The organism is Photobacterium lucens, from assembly GCF_009873615.1.
Lineage (GTDB): Bacteria > Pseudomonadota > Gammaproteobacteria > Enterobacterales > Vibrionaceae > Photobacterium > Photobacterium lucens.
Genome location: NZ_SSMG01000234.1, coordinates 1 through 3,692 on the forward strand (window position 1 = coordinate 1; position 3,692 = coordinate 3,692).

General features: G+C 38.2%; 6 protein-coding genes. 5 read left to right on the top strand and 1 reads right to left on the bottom strand.

Going from position 1 to position 3,692, the window contains the following annotated elements; genetic code table 11:
* Positions 1–388: acyltransferase family protein (locus E5A76_RS10315; RefSeq protein ID WP_222932516.1), on the top strand; the 388-nt coding region annotated here is incomplete at its 5' end.
* Positions 389–450: 62 nt separating this feature from the next.
* Positions 451–1,536, top strand: coding sequence for a chorismate synthase (aroC, locus tag E5A76_RS10320; protein WP_161118877.1), 1,086 nt, complete (start codon positions 451–453; stop codon positions 1,534–1,536).
* A gap of 79 nt (positions 1,537–1,615) precedes the next feature.
* On the opposite strand, the gene E5A76_RS10325 is transcribed toward aroC, so the two are convergent.
* Positions 1,616–2,236: a trimeric intracellular cation channel family protein gene (locus E5A76_RS10325; protein WP_161118878.1), complete on the bottom strand. Its 621-nt coding sequence runs from the start codon at positions 2,234–2,236 to the stop codon at positions 1,616–1,618.
* A gap of 315 nt (positions 2,237–2,551) precedes the next feature.
* Here E5A76_RS10325 and E5A76_RS10330 point away from each other — a divergent pair, with 315 nt between their 5' ends.
* The 3 genes from E5A76_RS10330 to E5A76_RS10340 all read left to right on the top strand — a co-directional run.
* Positions 2,552–3,109 (top strand): elongation factor P hydroxylase, encoded by a 558-nt coding sequence (locus tag E5A76_RS10330; protein ID WP_161118879.1) that lies wholly within the window; start codon positions 2,552–2,554, stop codon positions 3,107–3,109.
* 8 nt (positions 3,110–3,117) lie between these two features.
* Entirely contained in the window at positions 3,118–3,378 is a 261-nt protein-coding gene (locus E5A76_RS10335) for a YfcL family protein (RefSeq protein ID WP_161118880.1), read from the top strand.
* 112 nt (positions 3,379–3,490) lie between these two features.
* Positions 3,491–3,692, top strand: a 202-nt coding sequence (locus E5A76_RS10340) for a Wzz/FepE/Etk N-terminal domain-containing protein (RefSeq protein WP_262383651.1), incomplete at its 3' end; no start/stop codon positions are given.

Below are 3,692 nucleotides of genomic sequence, written 5' to 3' on the forward strand. Positions count from 1 at the left end.
TAGAAATACATTGTATAGCTTTATTATAATCCTTTTGCTTTGTTTTGTTAATTATTATTTTAACACGGCATTTGGATTTGAACAAAGCATTATAATAGGGCTTGTTTTCTTTATGTTGATTAAAGGATGTGACTTTTTTGGTCTTCTGAAAAATGCAGGACTAAATTATTTAGGTAGAATATCATATAGCATATATATAACACATGGTATTATTTTATATTTTTTATTTTCAATAATATTTCCAACAATATGTGAGGATATTTCTTTTAACCAATATATGATGCTATCACCGATTGTTTTTATTATTGTACTTTTATTTTCAGCATTTTCATCAAAATATATTGAATATCCAATGATGAGGTACGGTCAAAAATTGATTAAACCTTAGTGATTATGTAATCTGTATTAGTATCAGCTTATAGTTACGTTAATGGTGAAAAGGATTTAAGAATGGCAGGAAATACATTAGGACAACTATTTCGCGTCACCACATTTGGCGAAAGCCATGGCTTGGCGTTGGGCTGTATCATTGATGGCTGCCCACCGGGACTCGCATTAACTGAAGTTGATATGCAGCATGATTTGGATCGTCGTCGTCCAGGAACGTCAAAATATACTACGCAACGTCGTGAACCCGATGAAGTGAAAATTCTTTCTGGTGTATTTGAAGGCGTAACAACGGGGACCTCTATCGGTTTATTGATTGAAAATACCGATCAGCGCTCGAAAGATTACTCCAATATTCAAGAACTATTTCGTCCCGGTCATGCTGACTACACTTACCATCAAAAATATGGTGTACGTGATTACCGTGGCGGTGGTCGTTCATCTGCCCGTGAAACAGCAATGCGTGTTGCAGCTGGCGCTGTAGCAAAGAAATACTTAAAACAAGTTCATGGCATTGAAGTGCGTGCTTACCTATCACAAATGGGTGATGTGAAAATTGATAAGGTCGATTGGGAGCAAATCGAGCAAAACGCCTTTTTCTGCCCTGATGTTGATAAAGTTGAAGCTTACGATGAGTTGATCCGTAAGTTGAAAAAAGAAGGCGACTCAATCGGTGCAAAGATTACCGTGGTTGCGCAAAACGTCCCTGTTGGTTTAGGTGAGCCCGTTTTTGATCGCTTAGATGCCGATATTGCACATTCACTAATGAGTATCAATGCGGTAAAAGGTGTTGAGATCGGTGATGGTTTTGATGTAGTCGAACAACGTGGAAGTGAACACCGTGATGCGATGACACCGGAAGGTTTTAAAACCAATCACGCTGGTGGCATTTTAGGTGGTATTTCGTCTGGTCAAGATGTTGTGGCACATATTGCGCTTAAGCCAACCTCAAGCATTACGGTTCCGGGTGAGACCATTAATAAATTTGGTGAAACTGCTGAAGTTGTCACTAAAGGTCGCCACGATCCATGTGTTGGTATTCGTGCAGTACCTATTGCTGAAGCGATGTTAGCGATTACTTTAATGGATCATCTGTTACGTCATCGTGGCCAAAACGCAGATGTGGTTACAGATACACCTAAGATCTAATTAAAAAGATATCTATAAATAAGCCACGCTTGAATGAGTTCAGCGTGGCTTTGTTTTATCTCTTTATTAGAAAATAAGCTTAATGAGCGACTTCTTCTTCAAACTCAAATACGGGTAAACTCCAGCTAAAATACACTGCAGCCATACGTAGGCTGAAACCAGTAATGAGAGTAATCAATGTGGTGATATCAGGATGTATACCTAAATACGACATGGTGTAGTACATGATACCTGCAATAAATGCGACTGACGCATAAAGCTCTTTATGAAGCACCATCGGCTTACGACGGGTGATCATATCACGTAGCAAACCACCAAATACCCCTGTCACTACCGCCGCAACAACACAGATAATGGGTGAAAGTCCCATTGTCATCGCAACTTGACATCCAATAATGCTAAAAACGATTAAGCCTATAGCATCGAGCAAGATAAACACTTTATGAAAACGAACCACCCAACGTGCGAAATAGGTCGTTAAGATCCCGGCAACACATGTGATCACTAAGTATTGTGGGTGAGCAACCCAGCCTAGCGGATAGTGACCGAGTAATATGTCACGCACTGTACCGCCACCAATAGCGGTAGCACTTGCCACTAACATGACCCCAAACCAATCCATATGGCGTTTACCTGCCGCTAATGCGCCGGTCATGGCTTCTGCTGTAATGCCAATAATGTATAAAACTGAAAGCAGCATGGTAAAGATATCCTTAATGAAGATTAAGGCGATTGTATTTGTGAACTCCATCTTGTTCTAATGAAAAGAAAAATTATTGGCATGAATTTAATTCATCTTAGAATGTTAAGAATATTTCCATTTAATAATATGTGCTTAGATTCTTATTCTGTTTGTTGTACGTTCTCTGGTTGAAAAAACAACAAAATTTAGATTTATTTTGTAAAATGACAATAATATGACGTTAGTCATGGTCTGAAGCCGTAAGAAAATTCGCACTTAGATGTGCCACATTGTATAATCGATAAGTTATGTATTTAAGAAGTTATCATTAGTATGAGACATGATTACAACGATTTAATCGTTATTTTCAATAGGTTATTTTTAGAGAGTCTCAATACAGAATTACTTCTTGGAGGCGACGAACCAATTTACTTACCAGCTTCTAGTGAGCGAGAGCGCAATCAAATAATTTTTGCTCGTGGCTACTTTGCATCGGCAATGCATGAATTAGCACACTGGTGTATCGCTGGCGTTGAGCGCCGTAAATTAGAAGATTACGGTTATTGGTACGAACCTGATGGTCGCTCTGAAGCGGTTCAGGCAGAGTTCGAGAAAGTAGAGATTAAACCACAGGCTGTTGAGTGGATTTTATCAGCAAGTTGTGGATTTAAATTCCAGGTAAGTTGTGACAACTTGAGTGGTGACTGTGAGCCTGATAGGGTAGCGTTCACGTTAAAAATACGTGAACAAGTGCTAACCTATTTGGAATACGGAATTCCAGAGCGAGCAAAAATGCTGTCTGATGTGTTCCGAGCCTTTTATGGTATCAAAAAGTTAACAGAGCAGGATTTCATACAACCCGTTCGATATAATGAAATGTGTTGTGTATAGGATAGGAAATGACAATTCAAGAATACGAAGAAAAGCTGCTACAGCTTATCGATGATGGAATAGACACTGCAACGGATGATGAGTTGTTTGCTGGTGGTTATTTGCGTGGACATATTTCATTAGCGGCTGCTGAGTGTGAATCTCAAAATGAATCACAACTATCAGTAATGAAGGAAAAAGTAGAGCAAAGCATCACTGATGCTAAAAGCGAACTTAGCCCAAGTGATTGGCAGTTAGTGCTGCAATATAGTGATAAATTAATGGCATAAAAGCATGCGTTAGTATGGTTTTATGAGTAAGATTCAAAATTAGAATTAGTGCTTTGTGGGTGTATAGCATATCCCAAGGGCGGTAGCATGTTTATTATTAGAGAATAAGACTATGGTAGAGTTACTTAACAAGAATAACGCCTTATATTCTTTGTTAAAACCTTTATGGGAAGGTAAGCATATTTTATTGATAATAACAATATTATTTTTTTTATGTTCAATAATATACAGTCAGGCTTCTCCAAAAGTTTGGAGATCTGAAGCTATTATTAGTAAAAGTGATGAGAATATTGATTTTTATCATACAATAGAAC

Bases quoted from the DNA above. Each gene is read 5' to 3' on its own strand.
- aroC (WP_161118877.1), top strand. From the start codon at position 451: ATGGCAGGAAATACATTAGGACAACTATTTCGCGTCACCACATTTGGC.
- E5A76_RS10330 (WP_161118879.1), top strand. From the start codon at position 2,552: ATGAGACATGATTACAACGATTTAATCGTTATTTTCAATAGGTTATTT.
- E5A76_RS10325 (WP_161118878.1), bottom strand. From the start codon at position 2,236: ATGCTGCTTTCAGTTTTATACATTATTGGCATTACAGCAGAAGCCATG.
- E5A76_RS10335 (WP_161118880.1), top strand. From the start codon at position 3,118: ATGACAATTCAAGAATACGAAGAAAAGCTGCTACAGCTTATCGATGAT.